At 60.6% G+C, this 15878-nt stretch carries 12 protein-coding genes; 7 read left to right on the top strand and 5 right to left on the bottom strand.

What is annotated here, in order from left to right:
* Window positions 1–7: 7 nt before the first annotated feature.
* From cydC to MRBLRC7O_RS19605, 4 genes are all read right to left on the bottom strand, one after another.
* On the bottom strand, window positions 8–1699 hold the full coding sequence (cydC, locus tag MRBLRC7O_RS19620; protein ID WP_111820659.1) for a thiol reductant ABC exporter subunit CydC: 1692 nt from the start codon (window positions 1697–1699) through the stop codon (window positions 8–10).
* Window positions 1696–3483, bottom strand: a complete 1788-nt coding sequence (gene cydD / locus MRBLRC7O_RS19615; RefSeq protein WP_111820658.1) for a thiol reductant ABC exporter subunit CydD — start codon at window positions 3481–3483, stop codon at window positions 1696–1698. The genes cydC and cydD overlap by 4 nt, the downstream gene beginning before the upstream one ends.
* A 17-nt stretch (window positions 3484–3500) precedes the next feature.
* Window positions 3501–4079, bottom strand: a complete 579-nt coding sequence (locus MRBLRC7O_RS19610) for a GbsR/MarR family transcriptional regulator (protein ID WP_080867085.1) — start codon at window positions 4077–4079, stop codon at window positions 3501–3503.
* A 380-nt stretch (window positions 4080–4459) separates the two neighbouring features.
* A complete protein-coding gene (locus MRBLRC7O_RS19605; RefSeq protein WP_111820657.1) occupies window positions 4460–5491 on the bottom strand; it encodes an L-idonate 5-dehydrogenase in 1032 nt (343 codons plus the stop codon).
* A gap of 219 nt (window positions 5492–5710) precedes the next feature.
* Here MRBLRC7O_RS19605 and MRBLRC7O_RS19600 point away from each other — a divergent pair, with 219 nt between their 5' ends.
* From MRBLRC7O_RS19600 to MRBLRC7O_RS19590, 3 genes are all read left to right on the top strand, one after another.
* Window positions 5711–6466: an SDR family oxidoreductase gene (locus tag MRBLRC7O_RS19600; RefSeq protein WP_060727559.1), complete on the top strand. Its 756-nt coding sequence runs from the start codon at window positions 5711–5713 to the stop codon at window positions 6464–6466.
* A gap of 88 nt (window positions 6467–6554) precedes the next feature.
* The gene (locus MRBLRC7O_RS19595; protein WP_035213322.1) at window positions 6555–7448 is read left to right on the top strand and encodes an NAD(P)-dependent oxidoreductase; all 894 of its coding nucleotides are present in this window, start codon (window positions 6555–6557) and stop codon (window positions 7446–7448) included.
* Window positions 7449–7597: 149 nt separating this feature from the next.
* The gene (locus MRBLRC7O_RS19590) at window positions 7598–8581 is read left to right on the top strand and encodes an aldose 1-epimerase (RefSeq protein WP_111820656.1); all 984 of its coding nucleotides are present in this window, start codon (window positions 7598–7600) and stop codon (window positions 8579–8581) included.
* A 17-nt stretch (window positions 8582–8598) separates the two neighbouring features.
* Here MRBLRC7O_RS19590 and MRBLRC7O_RS19585 read toward each other — a convergent pair whose 3' ends face one another.
* A complete protein-coding gene (locus MRBLRC7O_RS19585) occupies window positions 8599–9060 on the bottom strand; it encodes an Lrp/AsnC family transcriptional regulator (RefSeq protein WP_003508584.1) in 462 nt (153 codons plus the stop codon).
* A gap of 167 nt (window positions 9061–9227) precedes the next feature.
* Between MRBLRC7O_RS19585 and MRBLRC7O_RS19580 the strand changes: the two genes are divergently transcribed.
* From MRBLRC7O_RS19580 to glgB, 4 genes are all read left to right on the top strand, one after another.
* Window positions 9228–9941, top strand: coding sequence for an aspartate/glutamate racemase family protein (locus MRBLRC7O_RS19580; protein ID WP_111820655.1), 714 nt, complete (start codon window positions 9228–9230; stop codon window positions 9939–9941).
* Entirely contained in the window at window positions 9942–10712 is a 771-nt protein-coding gene (locus tag MRBLRC7O_RS19575; protein ID WP_107677756.1) for a class II glutamine amidotransferase, read from the top strand.
* Between the two features lie 492 nt (window positions 10713–11204).
* Window positions 11205–13667 carry a glycogen/starch/alpha-glucan phosphorylase gene (locus MRBLRC7O_RS19570; protein ID WP_003508578.1) on the top strand — a complete coding sequence of 821 codons (2463 nt, stop codon included), beginning with the start codon at window positions 11205–11207 and terminating at the stop codon, window positions 13665–13667.
* Window positions 13667–15874: a 1,4-alpha-glucan branching protein GlgB gene (gene glgB / locus MRBLRC7O_RS19565; protein ID WP_003508576.1), complete on the top strand. Its 2208-nt coding sequence runs from the start codon at window positions 13667–13669 to the stop codon at window positions 15872–15874. Before MRBLRC7O_RS19570 ends, glgB begins: the two co-directional genes overlap by 1 nt.
* The last annotated feature ends 4 nt before the right edge of the window (window positions 15875–15878 follow it).

The following is a 15878-nucleotide window of genomic DNA, read 5'->3' as shown; positions in this document are numbered from 1 at the left end:
AAAAATCTCAGTCCGGGCGCAGTGTATTCAGCACTACGCCGTATTCCGGGGCGCCGCTTTGACATTCATCAAATTGACGCCCCTCTTTCAGCACGATGATGCGCTCGGCAAATTCCGCCTCGCGGCGATTATGGGTGATCATCACGACAGTCTTGCCGTGCGCCCTCGCAAACAGCCGGGTGAGGACGTCGCGGGCAGTCTCGCCGTCGAGCCCCTCCGTCACCTCGTCGAGAAGCCAGAGCGGCCGGTCGGCGAGCAGGAAACGGGCGAGCGCCAGCCGGCGCGACTGGCCGCCGGAAAGCCCCTGGCCTGCCTCACCAAGCCTTGTCTCCAGCCCGGCGGCCAAGGATTTGACATGTTCGGCAAGGCCTGCCGCCGTCAGCGCATCCCACAATTCATCCGCGGTTGCGGCGGGTTTCGCCAGCCGCAGATTGTCGGCGATGCTATCGCGAAAAAGCTGGCTGCGTTGCGTCATAAGAGTGGACGGCAGCGCGCTAACCGTGCCCGCAGCCGGCCGCAATTCACCCGCCAGAAGCTGGATGAGGCTCGTCTTGCCCGCGCCGCTCGGGCCGACGATCGCAACCCTCTCCCCGGCAGCGATTGCAAGGTTGATATTCGTCAGGACCGGATTGTCGTTCCCCTCCCGCTCCAGACGCACATCTTCGAGTTTTGCCGCCATCCCGCTGACCGGCAAGACGGGACAGCGACCCTCAACCGTTGCCGAGAGACGCGGCGCGATGCGCCGTGCGGAGAATAGCGTACGCCCAAGTTCCATCGCCCCACGACGCAGCGCCGTGAAAGGCTCCAGCGCAGCAAAACAGACGAGCAGCCCGAGCGCCGCAGCAGGCGCGCTCACCGCCCCCTGTTCCGCAAGCCAGGCCATGCCGAGAAGGGCTGCGCTCAAAAAAACGGCCGCTGCAACTCCGAAGGAAAAACCGGCATTGGTCTCGATACGGTTCAGGCTATCGTCACAGGCAGAGAGGTAATCATCCGCCCGTTTCACCGCCGCGACCTGCGCGGAAAGGCGGCCGGTGGTCAAGAGCTCCGTCTGTCCGCTCACGAGGTCGGCCGTGCGGGCCCGAAGCGCTTCAAGCCCGATTGCCCGGCGGCGCGAGAATGTTTCCGCCCGCAGGGCGGAGCGCGCCGAAATTCCAAGCCCCGCCACGATCAGGAAAGCTGCCGCCAGAATGCCGGCCATCGGATGGAGAAAAGCAAGCCCGAAGCCTGTTGCAATCGCGGCGAGGATCGCCACGGCGGCGGGAACCAGCACGCGCAGATAAAGCGAATCCAGCGCGTCGATATCCGCTGTCAGCCGGTTCAGCAGGCGGGCAGGCCTTGCCTCCAGGGATTTCGCGGCCTGCGGCGCGGCAAAACCGCGAAACAGCTTTTCCCGAAGGGCTGCAAGCACGGAAAGCGTGGCTTCATGGGTGGTCATGCGCTCGCCATAGCGGGCGGCGGTGCGCGCCAGCGCCAGAAGACGAATGGCGGCCGAAGGGGCAAAGACATCGAAGGCATAGGCCGTTGCGGGCAGAAGACCGGCAATCGCCGTTGCGGTGATGAACCAACCGGAAACGCCGAGAAGGCCAATGCCCGCCAGCACCGTCGTTACCGCCAGAACCGCGCCCGCCAGCAGCATGCCGCGCCGCGCCGACCAGAACAGGGCGATAACGGGTCTCAATATCGCAAAACGCGCGATCATGGCTGCCCCCTCGAATGGATCGCCGTCATATCCACGATCCTGTCCATGCGCGCCGCAAGCACCGGATCATGGGTCGCGACGATCAATGTCCTGCCATTTGCCAGTTGCAGCAGGTTATCCGTGACGAGAGCAGCCGTTTCCCGGTCGAGATGGGCTGTCGGCTCATCGGCCAGAACAAGCTGCGTTGCGGGGTCTGCGAAAGCACGCGCAATGGCAAGCCGCACCGCCTCCCCGCCCGAGATTCCATATCCGCCATCGCCGATCTGCAGATGCCGGCGCGCATGCGTCAATTCATCGAGCCCTGTGCGGCGCAGCGTCTCTTCCACCATGCCATCACTGACACCGGAACGACCGAAACGAATATTCGCCTTCAGCGAACCGGCAAAAAAGAACGGCTTCTGGCTGACCCAGCCGATCGTCCTGCGCAGCCCATCGGCCGTCGCATTATCGAGCTTTACGCCGCCGATCCTGATCGAGCCCTCTCCAGCCTCGGCCAACCCGGCAATCAAGGAGAGTACAGTGGATTTGCCACAACCGGAAGACCCAAGAATCGCAACTCGCTCACCCTGCTGAACCGTCAGGTTGAGATTTTGGATGACCGACGGGGTGTTCGGATAAGCGAAGGAGAGATTGTCGATCTCCACGAAGCCAGGCGTCGGGGATGGGACAGACGCCACATCCGCACCCTCGCCCGCGATGGCCGCACCACCAGCCGTCAGTTTGCAGAGCGCATCAAGCGCCGCTTCGCCGGCCGCGCGGTCGTGCCAGACGGCGGAGAGTTCCCGCAGCGGTTCGAAAAACGCCGGCGCCAGAAGCAGGATGAAGAGGCCTTCGGCTAGCGTCAGCTTGTGGCCCCAGGCGCCGAAATCCAGAAAACCGAGCAGATGAAAACCGATATAGACGGCGGTCATGGCAACGCCGAGCGCTGCGAAAAGCTCCAGCACCGCCGAGGAGAGAAAGGCGATCCTGAGCACCGCCATCGTCCGCTTCTTGAGGTTCTGCGCATCGGCGCTGAGACGCTCCGCCGTCAGATCGACGGCTTCGAGCGTGCGGATCGTTTCCAGCCCGCGCAGGCGATCAAGCAGGAAGGCATTCATATTGCCCGTCTCGGCAAGCTGCTTTTCACTGGCGGCCTTCGCCTGCCAGCCGATGAGCGCCATGAAAAGCGGGATGGTTGGCATGGCGAGCAGCAGCACCAGCGCCGCGATCCAGGTGAATGGCAGGATCGCCAGCACGAAAACCAGGGGAATGATGGTGGCCTTCATCCGCGCCGGCTGGAAACGGGAAAGATAGGGCACCAGCGCTTCCGCCGCCTCGGCCAAAACACCCGCCGCCTCACCCGAGGCGGTGCGCGACAGATCGAGCGGGGAAACCTTCGCCACAGCCTGCAGCGCTTCCAGCCGCCGCTGCGACAGCACCGCGCGAGCGGCACGAAACGACAGCCGTGCCGCCATCTTTTCCAGCCATGCCTTGACGAGGCCGAGGATGAGAACCGCAGCCGCAGCCGGCACGATCGCCATCATCGGCGCGCCATCGGCAATTCTTCCGACGGAAAAGGCAAGCAAAGCCGCCTGCGGCAGCCACAGTAAAGCCGCCAGCACATGCAGCAGGGCAACGGATCTCCCCACCACCGGCGCGCGTGTCATTTTCGCCCGCCCATCGGCTCTGTCGCGAGAGGTTCTGCGGTTGGCGTTACGCCGACCCATCGCATCGGGCGAGACTGCAGCCGGCGCGGGACAGACTGCGCCGTCACCATCGGCTCCCTGGCGGATTTCCACTGACATGCTCACGGCCGCTCTCCTCACCCGTCCTTCTTCGTGCCACGGGGTCTGGCAAGGGAGACGATCTTGTCCTTGGCCTCCAGCAGCTTCGTGACCTTCGAACCGAGCGCGAGAAGCGACGCCAGCCTTTCCGTCTCCAGCCGCTTCACATCGTCATACCAGCCGGTGAGCTGCTCGATCAGCGTCTTCATCTCGTCGATGCGCTTTTGCGCATGCCGCTCATCTTCGTTTTCCGGCGTCTCCATCAGAATTTCACGCAGCACGCTGAGCGTCGGATCGATCTCGCGTTTCTTGCGCTCCTCGGCAAGGGTGCGGAGAATTTGCCAGACATCGTCAGGCGTCGTGAAAAAATCGCGCCGGTCGCCGGGAAAATGCTTGAGAATTGCAAGGTTCCACGCCTGCAGCTCCTTCAGGCTCATCGACACGTTGGAACGGGAAATGCCAAGCGCCTCCACAATATCGTCCGCACACAACGGCTGCGGCGAAATGTAAAGCAAAGCATAGACTTGGCCAACGGTGCGGTTAATGCCCCAGCGGCTGCCCATCTCACCGAAATGCAGCACAAAGGACTGAACGAGCGGGGAGAGATTGGTTGGCATTTCTTTGTTTCCTGAATTTTCAGTAATTTCTGAAATTTCGATAACGCAAAAAAAGACAGGCGGCAAATCACCTTTTTGACCTGCGTCAAAATGTGCAAATGGGCAGAGACGACATCGGTGAAGATGCTCGTGGGTGCAGCCAGGGCAAAATATGCGGCAGTCGTGTTGGGGCTTTATGACAGGCTGGGCGTTTGCTCGGGTTCGTCACCCTCTCTCCGTCATTCCGGTCTTGAGCTGGAATAACGCACTCCAAAGCAGTTGATGATATCGATAACATAGCTGCAGGCCGCCGCAGGCAAAAATCCACCCATAAAAAATCGGCGGCGGAAAGATCCGCCGCCGATCGAAACGTCCGCACATTCCCCGTGCGGCAAAAGCGCTTACGAAAAAGCGATCTGCACCTTCATGGCGCGACTGCGGTCGGAGGCGAATTCGAAGGCCGAGATGGCGTCGTCGAGATCGACGGTCTGGGTGATGAACGGCTTGACGTCGATCAGGCCCTTGCGCATCAATTCCACACCGGTGGCGAACTCCTCATGGAAGCGGAAAGAACCGCGCAGATCCAGTTCCTTGGCGGTGATCGCCATCATCGGCAGGCTCATATCGCCACCAAGACCGAGCTGGACGATGATGCCGCGCGGACGAAGCGCCGTAATACCACCGGCAAGCGCCACCGCCGCACCCGAGCATTCATAGAGAACATCGAAAGTTCCCTTGTTCGCCCCATAAGCGGCAAGCGCGTCGGGTTCATCCTTGCTGTTGATGACACGGTCCGCACCCGCCTCACGCGCCTTGGCGAGCGTGAAATCGGAAAGATCGGTGGCGACGATTTCAGCCGCGCCGGCACGGCGCGCGGCCAGAATGGAGAGGATTCCGATCGGGCCACAACCCGTGACAAGCACACGTTTTCCCAGCAAATCACCGGCGCGGCGGGTGGCATGCAGCGTCACCGCGAGCGGCTCGGCCATGGCGGCCTCGCCGGCGCTCAGGCCATCGGCCGGCACGCATTGCAGGGCGTCCGCCACCAGAACCTCACGGAACGCACCCTGAATATGCGGAAAAGGCATGGCGCTGCCATAAAAGCGCATGTTGAGGCACTGGTTGTGCAGGCCTTCCTGGCAGAAGCGGCAGGTTCTGCAGGGACGGGACGGCGAAACGGCGACCAGACCGCCGACCTTCAGCCCTTCGACGCCCTCGCCCAGTTCTTCGATGACGGCCGAGACCTCATGGCCCAGCACCATCGGCTCACGAAGCCGCACCGCGCCGAAGCCTCCGTGATTGTAATAATGCAGATCGCTGCCGCAAATTCCGCCCCGGACCAGACGAAGCCGTACTTCTCCCGCTCCCGGCGCTTCCTCGGGCCGTTCCTCGATGCGCACATCCTTGGCCCCATGGGCAACAATCGCTCTCATAAATATCTCCCGTTCGACATCGCGCCTGAGCAGCACGACAAATAATCCGCATCCCTGTCACCGCCGCCTGCCGTGCATTTGCACGCCGTGCAGCCTCCCCGCCCGCCCGATCCGTACCGAAACCGGGCGTTTAAGCCTTGACATCCACGTCTGAAAGGGATGAATGTTATCGATAACATAAACCGGTATGAATGCAATGTCGAGAGACTGGAGGAAACAGTGGGCCTTAATTTGTTCGATCTTTCCGGCCGCCGCGCCCTGATCACGGGTTCGTCCCAGGGCATCGGCTTCGCGCTGGCGCAGGGGCTGGCGGAAGCCGGAGCGGAAGTGGTGCTGAACGGGCGCGATGAAGCGAAGCTGAAGGCCGCCGCCGCTGGCCTCAAGGGTGCGAAAACACTTGCCTTCGACGCCACCGATCATGGCGCGGTGCGCGAGGCCATCGACCGTTTCGAAGCGGAGGTCGGCCCCATCGATATTCTCGTCAACAATGCCGGCATGCAGCACCGCACGCCGCTTGAGGATTTTCCGGCGGATGCCTTCGAGCGCCTGCTGCAGACCAACATCGCCTCGGTGTTCCACGCCGGACAGGCTGCCGCGCGACATATGATCAGCCGTGGCCGTGGCAAGATCATCAACATCGCCAGCGTTCAGACCGCCCTTGCCCGCCCCGGCATCGCGCCCTACACCGCCACCAAGGGCGCCGTCGGCAATCTGACGAAAGGCATGGCGACGGACTGGGCCAAATACGGCCTGCAATGCAACGCCATCGCGCCCGGCTATTTCGATACGCCGCTCAATGCGGCTCTGGTTGCCGATCCCACCTTTTCGGCATGGCTTGAAAAGCGCACGCCGGCCGGCCGTTGGGGCAAGGTCGAAGAGCTCGTCGGCGCCTGCATCTTCCTGTCATCCGATGCCTCGTCCTTCGTGAACGGGCATATTCTTTACGTCGATGGCGGCATCACCGCTTCGCTTTAAAGACGCTAAAACCGGATGGCCGGCTGCTGCCGCCACCCGGTTTTGAACCGATGACACCACGACACTTTGGGAGGAGGCCGTGAACACCATGACCGAGAAGAACAAAGTCGCGCTGATCGGCGCCGGCGCCATGGGCGGCGCGATCGGCACACGGCTCATCGAGACCGGCAATCAGCTGACGGTTTTCGATCTGGATGCGGAAAAGGTGGCGGCGTTGACGAGCCTCGGCGCGCAGAGCGCCGGCACGGCGGCGGAAGCGGCTTCAGTTTCCGATGTGGTGATCCTCAGCCTCAATTCCCCGAAAATCGTTCGCATCGCCGTCTTCGGCAAGGATGGCGTGGCGGCGGGGGCAAAGCCCGGCACACTCATTATCGACATGTCCTCCATCGATCCGGAAGCGACCAAGGAGCTGGCGGCCGATGCTGCGGAAAAGGGCCTGCGCTGGGTGGACAGCCCGCTTTCGGGCGGTGCGCCCAAGGCGCTTGTCGGCCAGTTGACGCTGATGGCCGGCGGCAGCGAAAAGGATGTCGCCGATGCGCATCGCGTGCTGCGGCATGTGGCCAGCAACTATACCCACATGGGACCCTGCGGCGCGGGACAGACGACGAAACTCATCAATCAGGTTCTCTGCGGGCTGAATTTCCTTGCGGTGGCGGAAGCAACACAGCTTGCGCTGGATGCTGGCGTCAATGCCGCCAAAATCCCGCAGGCGCTGAAGGGCGGCCGCGCCGATAGCGCCATCCTGCAGGAATATATGCCGCGTTACGTGGCAAAGGATTACCGCCGCACCGGCCGTATCGACAATATGGTGAAAGACCTCAACGGCGCGCAGGATCTCGCCCGGCGCACCAACACGGCCATGCCGCTGACGGCACTTTGCGCCGAAGTGCACCGCATGCTGACGGCGGCAGGGCTGGGTGGAGAGGATCAGGCCGCACTGATGGAGTTTTTCAGCGGCGCGAAACGCACCTTTCCGGACTGATTGCCCCATGGGCATGAAATGGCAGGAGCCTGTTGATACAGCCCCCACGAGCCATTGCGAAATTGTCCTTCAGCGAAGATGATCGGGCGAATCGGCACGGCAGTTGCCCCGATCATCGCAGATGCATCCATGCAAAGGACAATTTCCCGATGACTACCTCCACGACAGGCACGGGGATTGCCGGTCTGACCGTTTCCGGAAACGGTTTCATTGCCGAAATCGCTTTTGAGGGCGCGACGCTTCTGAGCTGGCGGCCGATCTCTGCCGATGGCGGAGAAGGCGAAGATCTTGTCGACGGATATTCGACGCCTGCCGAACTGCAATCGCAAAACGGCGTGAGAAACGGCATTCTCGCACCCTTCACCAATCGCATTCCGGATGGCCAATTCAGTTTTGGCGGGCAGGCGCACCGCATTGAACCGGTGCTTGCCCATGAAACTCTCGTCTTCCACGGATTTGCCAGAGCCCTGCCCTTCGCCCTCGCGCAATCTTTTGAGGAAAACGGCGCTCACATCCTCGTCTTGCGCACTGAAATATCGCCTGCGGATTTCAAGGGTTATCCCTACCGTCTCGCCATCGAGGTGGAATATCGCTTCGCCGGCCATGAGGTCACCATCGACATACGCGGCATCAATCGCGACGACCGGCCCCTGCCTTTCGCCGCCGGCTGGCATCCCTATTTCCGCCTGCCCGGCGCGACGTCTATCGACGACCTTCTTCTCACGCTGCCCTCGCGCACGACGATTGAAACAGACAACGATCTGATCCCCCTTCGCGACCCACAGGGCGGGATAGTCAAACGGGACGACACCCGCTTTCTCTATGCGCCGCTGGCCGGCCATGTACTCGATGTCTGCTTCACCGATCTGGTCGCATCCGAAAACGGGCTTTACGAGACGAGGCTCGAAAACCGGCACGATGGTTCGAGCCTGACGGTATGGCAGGAGCGTGGGCACATGCATGTCTTCACCGGCGATACGCTCGCCCGCGACAGGCGGCACTCCATCGCGCTTGAACCCGTGGAAACACCAACCAACGCCTTCAACCACCAGGAACTCGCGGATGCGATTACCCTGCAACCCGGCGAGACTCGAGGCTTCCGCTTTGGCGTCCGTTTCAAGGCGGCGCGCTGATAAGGCTCGATAAGCCCTCAGATATGCGTCGTCGGCAGCGAAGATGACAGCTTAACCGTCTCCATGGAGATATAGGCGGACATGTCGTAAAGCTGCACGCGGCGCAGGATCTGTTTATAGACCGTGTCGTAATATTCGACATTCGGCAGCACCAGCTTCAGAATATAGTCGAAATTGCCGGTCAGCCGGTGAACCTCAACGATCTCAGGTATGGTGCTGACGGCGGCATGGAACCGGTCCAGCCAGTCCTCCGCATGCAGGCCCGTTCTCACCAGCAGAAAAACCGTGGTCGGCAGATTGATCTTCCGCCGGTCCAGCAGCGCCATCGTGCCCGTCACATAACCTTCCGTTCGCAGCCGTGTGATACGGCGCGAACAGGCCGATAGCGACAGGGAAACCTCCTCTGCGATATCCGCGAGTGGGGTTTCGGCATTTTCCTGGAGAATCGCAAGGATTCGGCGGTCACGGTCGTCAATCATCCGTTAAGAATGCACCGGTTAACGCAACGGCGCAAGAAATTTGCGATATTATCTAATATGGCGCGTTACATTTGCATACTTGCCGCGCAATCCTCTAAAAAACGCATGCCGTTTTCGTTTCGGTGGTGGCATTCTTGTCTTCAATCAAACTTGATAAGGGAACTCTTATGAAACGGATCGGCCTGATCGGCGGCATGAGCTGGGAATCTACCGCAACCTATTACCGCATGATCAATGAGGCCGTGCGCGACAGCCGCGGCGGCCTGGTCTCGGCCGATATCGTCATGCATTCGCTCGATTTTTCCGAGGTCGTCGCCCTTCAGAAAGCCGATCGCTGGGATGAGGCAGGCGCACTTCTGGGCGCTGCCGGTGCACGCCTTGCCAATGCGGGCGCCGATTGCGTGCTGATCTGCACCAACACCATGCATCTTGTCGCTGACACCGTAGCGAAAATGTCCGGCGTGGCGCTGATCGACATCATCGATGAAACCGCAGCAGCCCTGAAGGCGGATGGACGCCGCAAGCCGCTTCTGCTCGCCACCCTCTACACGATGGAGCACGGCTTCTACACCGACCGCATGCGCCGTCACGGCGTCGACGTGGTCGTGCCCGATGCGGAAGACAGGGCTGCGATCCACGACATCATCTTCGGCGAACTCTGCCAGGGCGAGATCAAGTCCTGCTCGCGTGAACGCTATCTCGCGGTCATCGACAAGGCTCGCGCACTCGGCGTCGATTCCGTCATTCTCGGCTGCACCGAAATTTCGCTGCTGATCGACCCCGACGCCCTGCCGCTGCCGGGTTACGATTCGACCGCCATTCACGCGAAGGCCGCCGTCGGCTTCGCGCTCGGAAACAAGGCTTTCGACAGAGCCGCATGAATGTGCCGCCTCTTTGCCTATTCCGGTAAACCCGTCTGGCTCGACAGCCTGCTGATCGAGCCGGAAGCATCACTGGTCAGCCAGTCCATGGCCGCAAGGGAAGCGAAAACCGTCGTCAATGGCGATGGTTGCGGCCTTGGCTGGTATGGTGACCGAGGAACGCCCGGCGTCTTTCGTGATACCAGGCCCGCCTGGTCGGATGCCAATCTCGCGGCACTCTGCCACCAGCTTCGCTCGGGCATGTTCATGGCCCATGTCCGCTCCGCCACCTCAGGCGAAGTATCCCGCGCCAATTGCCACCCCTTTGCCCATGGCCAATATCTCTTCATGCATAACGGCCAGATCGGCGGCTACGAGCAGATCAGGCGCGACATCGACTCCCTTATCCCCGACGATATCTATGCATCCCGACGCGGCACCGGCGACAGCGAAGCAATATTCCTCATCGCCGCCGGCCTTGGCCTTGATGCCGATCCCGTGCGCGCAATTTCCACCGCCCTTCGTCTCTGTCAGGAAAAGATGGTCGCGGCGGGCGTTTCCTCCGCACTGCGCTTCAGCGCCGTGCTGATGGACGGCGATTGCGTGCACGCCTTCCGCTGGTCGAGCGATGACAAGCCGCCGACGCTCTACTGGCGCGGCCTGGAAGAAGGCATCGCGTTGAGTTCGGAGCCCTTTTCCTTCGATTGCACTCCCTGGTGCGCCGTTCCGCCGAATACCCGCGTGACGATCCGCGCCGGGGAAATGACGACAGAGCCTTTTTTCCTGCCGTAAACATCGTCTTCGAGGACGGTGTTACTCCGTTTTCACACCGCCGCCACGCGAGACAAACATGGCTGTGGCGGCGACCCGTTTATTTTCATTGAATTTTTGCGGCCGCGAAGGCTAGTGTGTGATTTAGAGCATCGGACCGAAACATATGCGCGGTTTTCGGTCTGGTGTGTAAAGATAATAGAGCGAAACAGATTTCAGGACCGGTGAACCATTTAAAAGTGTTGCAACCTCTCTCCCTTTTTTGAACGATGCCCGGCATCGCGACCACCACGCAAACCTCTTCAGGAACGGCGGATAAAGGGCCGGCAATGCCTTCGGCGATCCTTGGGACGCGGAAGAAAAATTCTTATTTTTCATAAACCTAAGCCGTTCAACTTTCCGCAAAAAATGCTGTTGCCACACCTCCATATCGATGCATAAACTGGCATCAGCAAAGGCAACACGGATCGACCTCATCAGACCCTCTCCTCCCACCAAGGTGCTGACCGACCAATGATCAATAATCTAAACGCCGCCGATCTTCCCCGCCCCGCCCCGCGCAGTTCCAACCCGGAAATCATGGCGTCGGAAATCATCGAACGCCTCACCTACCGCATCGGTAAGGACGTCAAGGTCGCCAAGCCGCACGACTGGCTGACCGCAACCATCCTCGTCGTCCGCGACCGCATCATCGACAAATGGATGGAATCCACCCGCAAGGCCTATCACAACAATTCCAAGCGCGTTTATTACCTGTCGCTCGAATTCCTGATCGGCCGCCTGATGCGCGACGCCATCTCCAATATCGGCCTGATGCACGAAATCCGCGATGCGCTGTCCTCGCTCGGCGTCGATCTTGACGTCATCGCCGGTCTGGAGCCGGATGCAGCCCTTGGCAATGGCGGCCTTGGCCGTCTCGCCGCCTGTTTCATGGAATCCATGGCGACCGTCGATATTCCCGCCTATGGCTATGGCATCCGTTACGTGCACGGCCTCTTCCGCCAGCAGATGGCGGATGGATGGCAGGTGGAACTGCCGGAAACCTGGCTGGCGCATGGCAACCCCTGGGAATTCGAGCGCCGCGAAAGCTCCTATGAAATCGGCTTCGGCGGATCGGTGGAGACGATCGGCGGTTATGAAGATCCGCAGCGCTTCGTCTGGAAACCGGCCGAACGCGTCATCGCCATGGCTTACGACACGCCGGTCGTCGGCTGGCGCGGCACCCGCGTCAACACGCTTCGCCTGTGGTCGGCGCAGCCGATAGATCCCATTCTTCTGGCCGCCTTCAATGCCGGCGACCATATCGGCGCATTGCGCGAAAGCAACAAGGCGGAAAGCCTGACGCGGGTTCTCTACCCCGCCGATGCGACGCCGGCCGGTCAGGAACTGCGCCTGCGGCAGGAGTTCTTCTTCTCCTCCGCTTCGCTGCAGGACATTCTGCGCCGCCATCTGCAGCAGTACCCGGATTTCACCTCGCTGCCCGACAAGGTTTCGATCCAGCTTAACGACACGCATCCGGCCATTTCCATCTGCGAAATGATGCGCCTTCTCTGCGATGTCCATGGCCTTGAATTCGACGAAGCCTGGAAGATCACACAGGGAACCTTCTCCTACACCAACCACACGCTTCTGCCGGAAGCGCTGGAAAGCTGGCCGGTGCCGCTGCTCGAGCGCCTTTTGCCCCGGCACATGCAGATCGTTTACGCCATCAACGCCAATACGCTGCTCTTCGCCCGCAAGGAAAAGAAGATGGCGGATCAACAGATCCGTTCCATCTCTCTCATCGATGAAGGCGGCGAGCGCCGGGTGCGCATGGGCAACCTCGCCTTCATCGGCTCGCATTCCATCAACGGCGTTTCCGCACTTCATACCGAGCTGATGAAGGAAACGGTCTTTGCCGACCTGCACAGCCTTTATCCTGATCGTATCAACAACAAGACCAACGGCATCACGCCGCGCCGCTGGCTGATGCAGTGCAACCCCGGCCTGACGGGATTGATCAGGGAAGCGATCGGCGACGATTTCCTCGATGATGCGGAAAAGCTGACGGCACTCGACCGTTTCGCCGACGATGCCGGTTTCCGCGAGAAATTTGCCGAGGTGAAGCGTCTGAACAAGGTGCGGCTTGCCAATACGGTGGCGCAGCGCATGGGCATCCGCGTCGATCCCTCGGCCATGTTCGACATCCAGATCAAGCGCATCCACGAATATAAGCGCCAGCTTCTGAACCTTGTTGAGACTGTCGCCCTTTACGACCAGATCCGTTCCCACCCGGAACTGGATTGGGTGCCGCGCGTTAAGTTCTTCGCAGGCAAGGCGGCGCCGAGTTATCACAACGCGAAGCTGATCATCAAGCTTGCCAACGATATTGCCCGGGTCATCAACAACGATCCGGCCGTGCGCGGGCTTCTCAAAGTGGTGTTTGTTCCGAACTATAACGTCTCACTTGCCGAAATCATGGTTCCCGCCGCCGATCTTTCGGAACAGATTTCGACGGCCGGCATGGAAGCCTCCGGCACCGGCAACATGAAATTTGCGCTGAACGGTGCGCTGACCATCGGCACGCTCGATGGCGCGAATGTGGAAATGCTCGAACATGTCGGCGCTGAGAACATCGTCATCTTCGGCATGACGGCGGAAGAAGTGGCCAGAGCTCGCGCCGAGGGCCACAATCCGCGTGCCATCATCGAAGGGTCTGCGGAATTGTCGCAGGCTCTGTCGTCCATCGCGTCGGGTGTGTTTTCACCGGATGATCGTTCGCGGTTTTCTGCCCTCATCGACGGCATATACAACAGCGACTGGTTCATGGTCGCCGCCGATTTCGACGCCTATGCCGACGCACAGCGCAAGGTGGACGCGATCTGGAGCGATCAGGATAGCTGGAACACCAAAGCAGTGCGCAACACGGCGCGTATGGGCTGGTTCTCGTCCGACAGGACGATCCGCCAATATGCCACCGAGATCTGGAGAGCCTGATGAAAAAACCGCTCAATTCGGCCGAAGAGAAAAAGACTGGCGAAATCACGAAGGCTGAAATCGAGGCGATCAAGAGCGGTTTGCATTCCAATCCCTTTGCCCTTCTCGGCGTTCACGAGACGCCGGAAGGGTTTTCCGCCCGCTGTTTCATTCCGGGCGCCGAGGAGGTTTCCGTCCTCACGCTGGATGGAAATTTCGTAGGTGAATTGAAGCGGCTTGATCCTGATGGTTTTTTCGAAGGCCGGATCGATCTTTCAAAGCGCCAGCCGGTGCGGTACCGCGCCAGCCGCGACGATGCCGAATGGGCGGTGACCGACCCCTACAGCTTCGGCCCTGTTCTCGGACCCATGGACGATTATTTCGTCCGTGAAGGATCGCATCTCAGGCTCTTCGACAGGATGGGCGCGCATCCGCTGAAACTCGAAGGCGTCGAAGGTTTTCACTTCGCCGTGTGGGCGCCCAATGCGCGGCGTGTTTCCGTCGTCGGCGATTTCAACAATTGGGATGGCCGCCGGCATGTGATGCGCTTCCGCAAGGATACCGGCATCTGGGAAATCTTCGCGCCTGACGTCTATGCCGGCTGCGCCTACAAGTTCGAAGTCCTCGGCGCCAATGGCGAGCTTCTGCCCCTGAAGGCCGACCCTTATGCCCGCCGCGCCGAATTGCGGCCGAAGAACGCTTCCGTCACCGCGCCGGAACTGACGCAGAAATGGGAAGATCAGGCCCACCGGGAACATTGGGCGCAGGTGGACCAGCGCCGCCAACCGATCAGCATCTATGAGGTGCATGCCGGCTCCTGGCAGCGCCGCGAGGACGGCACCTTCCTCAGCTGGGATGAACTCGCCGCCCAGCTCATTCCCTATTGTACGGATATGGGTTTTACCCATATCGAATTTCTGCCCATCACCGAACATCCCTATGATCCCTCCTGGGGTTACCAGACGACCGGCCTTTATGCGCCATCCGCCCGTTTCGGCGATCCCGAGGGCTTTGCCCGTTTCGTCAATGGCGCGCACAAGGTCGGTATCGGCGTTCTTCTCGACTGGGTTCCGGCGCATTTTCCGACCGATGAGCACGGGTTGCGCTGGTTCGACGGCACCGCGCTTTACGAGCACGCCGATCCGCGTCAGGGTTTTCACCCCGACTGGAACACGGCGATCTACAATTTCGGCCGTATCGAGGTCATGTCCTACCTCATCAACAACGCGCTTTATTGGGCCGAGAAATTCCATCTCGACGGCCTGCGCGTCGATGCGGTCGCCTCGATGCTCTATCTCGATTATTCCCGCAAGGAAGGCGAGTGGATCCCCAATGAATATGGCGGACGCGAAAATCTCGAATCCGTCCGCTTCCTGCAGAAGATGAATTCGCTCGTCTACGGCACCCATCCCGGCGTCATGACGATCGCGGAGGAATCCACCTCGTGGCCGAAAGTGTCCCAGCCCGTCCACGAGGGCGGTCTCGGTTTCGGCTTCAAATGGAACATGGGCTTCATGCACGACACGCTGAGTTATTTCGCGCGTGAGCCGGTGCATCGCAAGTTCCACCATCAGGAACTGACCTTCGGCCTGCTTTACGCCTTCACCGAGAATTTCGTGCTTCCGCTTTCCCACGACGAGGTGGTGCACGGCAAGGGATCGCTGATCGCCAAGATGTCCGGCGATGACTGGCAGAAATTCGCCAATCTCCGCTCCTATTACGGCTTCATGTGGGGTTATCCCGGCAAGAAGCTGCTGTTCATGGGGCAGGAGTTCGCACAGTGGAGCGAATGGAGCGAAAAGGGGTCGCTCGACTGGAACCTGCGCCAATATCCGATGCATGAGGGCATGCGCCGCCTCGTGCGCGATCTCAACCTCACCTATCGATCCAAAGCTGCCCTGCACGCCCGTGACTGCGAACCTGACGGCTTCCGCTGGCTTGTGGTCGATGATCACGAGAATTCCGTCTTCGCCTGGCTGCGCACGGCGCCCGGCGAAAAGCCGGTGGCGGTCATCTGCAACCTCACCCCGGTCTATCGGGAAAATTATTATGTGCCGCTGCCTCTGGCGGGGCGGTGGCGGGAGATTCTCAACACCGATGCCGAAATTTATGGCGGTAGCGGCAAGGGAAATGGCGGACGCGTTCAGGCGGTCGATGCCGGCGGCGATATCGGGGCGATGCTCGTCCTGCCGCCGCTTGCCACGATCATGCTCGAACCGGAAAACTGACAGA

Origin of the sequence: Agrobacterium radiobacter, assembly GCF_040801995.1 — a bacterium.
Lineage (GTDB): Bacteria > Pseudomonadota > Alphaproteobacteria > Rhizobiales > Rhizobiaceae > Agrobacterium > Agrobacterium radiobacter.
Note: the sequence above shows the minus strand (reverse complement) of the source record. Positions and strands in the feature narration are given on the sequence as shown.